The organism is Ohessyouella blattaphilus (genome assembly GCF_024721265.1).
GTDB classification, from domain to species: domain Bacteria; phylum Bacillota; class Clostridia; order Lachnospirales; family Lachnospiraceae; genus Aequitasia; species Aequitasia blattaphilus_A.
On record NZ_JAMXOC010000068.1, the window covers coordinates 1 to 1,774 of the forward strand.

The window sequence follows — 1,774 nt, forward strand, 5'->3', positions numbered from 1 at the left end:
ATTATACTGCATAGCGAATAGATAAAGAACGCAGCAAATAGTATAATTCTTGTTGGATATGCTCCACTTATACATGAAAAAACATAGCATAATACCATTCCACTATATAGATAAACACTTATTTGCCATATTCGCTTAACCACAACAAATACCTGACTCTAAGATATTCTAGTCCTGTGTTAGTATTCGTAGACTCGGCATCATAGCCATAGTAGTTCCTGCTTCCAGATACGTCAATCGGACTTTTCTGTTTTCGAGATTAACTGATTTGAATCATTGTATTTATAGCTATACTTTTCCTTGGTCTCGCCACCAGATACCTTTCTCATAGGCTGTACGATTACCCGCCTATCGAATCTTTCCTATTGCAGATTACGCATATAATCTCATTACTACATCAGAATCTTCAAAAAAATAGCCTTTTTCACTCAGATTTTGCTTAAGTTTTTTCTCAATCCCTGTGTTCATCACGAATACGCAAGTTTCGTCTTGTGTTTCTATGGATGTATTACTTAACCATTCTCCGCCAATTCCTAGGCATTTGTGCCCATAGACACTCAATTTACTTCTTGCCTGACGCTCGAAGCTCACAGTGTCTTGGGCACGAAAGACATCATCTCTTCCTTAAATGTCACTACTCCTCAACCCAGTCTCTAAAAATGTCAAGAATCTTTTTTAATTTACGGCTATCTCCATTTCCCTGAAATATCCCGTCTTTCACAAAACACAATAACCAGTCTTCATCTCCATTATCATATTGTACCTTTTCAAACACTTTATCCTCAAACTTTGTGTCAATTAGCTCAATTTCAACCGCCCAGCCAGGATTGTCAACATTATAAATTTTCATACCATACATATGCTCCCAGTCACCGTCGCAGTTATTATGATACCAATTTTGAATCCATTCAATTACTTCCATTTGTCTTCCTCCATTATCTAGGTATTTCCCATTCCATCGGACTTCTAACTCCACCAGGAACGTTTTTATCATGTATATGTGGCATTAGTTTCTCACCCGTCACTTTATTTGTATGCGGTGCGCCCACCCCATCATATCCCTTTACCTCTTGAAAGCCTGATGGATTCTTTGGATTCACCTCATATGTTTTATAATTTGTTATTTTACCAGTGTTAGAATCCGTCTTAAATACACTATGGTCTCCAACTGCATTCTCAACAGGTTTAATATTGTTCTTTGCTCTTCCTGTATTTGTACCACTGAAAGCATCATCCATCACCCCACTGGTTCCAGACGCTTTCTTCGTACTTCCGCCAGAGGTTATCGTTCCGAGCGCAAAGTCAGTAGCTAGTGAGCCAAGTGTTACATCTCTACCGTGGGCCACATCGTTTACAGCACCAACAGTAGTATCAATCAGGTTGTCTACACCATTTTTGACAAGCGGGTTGCTTAGTAATGAAGAACCTCCAGAGGCTGCCGTCGACGTAGCTGCGCCTGCTCCACCTGTTAGTACAATTGCAACTCCAAGTCCAGCAATTATATGTCCACTGATAGCAACCTTGCCAACTGATTTCCAATCTACTTTACCCAGAGCACCACTAATCCCGTTTGCTGTTGTACGTAACTCTCGTACTACTGTGTCCTTAATCTCTGCAGTTCTGTGAGTCACGTAGGAAGTGAAGGAAATAAAAGCTCTCTGGGTATTCTGCAGTGCATTCCCAGCACTACTGATAAAGGTGGATGTGTTGCCGAAGCTGCCTTCTGATAACCGTTGTAAGCCGCCTGTTTCACATTATTAATTGTTTGCTTTGG

At 40.4% G+C, this 1,774-nt stretch carries 2 protein-coding genes; both read right to left on the minus strand.

Going from position 1 to position 1,774, the window contains the following annotated elements:
- Positions 1-634: 634 nt before the first annotated feature.
- Positions 635-922: an immunity 53 family protein gene (locus NHH16_RS15325; RefSeq protein WP_262070460.1), complete on the minus strand. Its 288-nt coding sequence runs from the start codon at positions 920-922 to the stop codon at positions 635-637.
- 13 nt (positions 923-935) lie between these two features.
- Entirely contained in the window at positions 936-1,631 is a 696-nt protein-coding gene (locus tag NHH16_RS15330; protein ID WP_262070461.1) for a polymorphic toxin type 24 domain-containing protein, read from the minus strand.
- Positions 1,632-1,774: the final 143 nt, after the last annotated feature.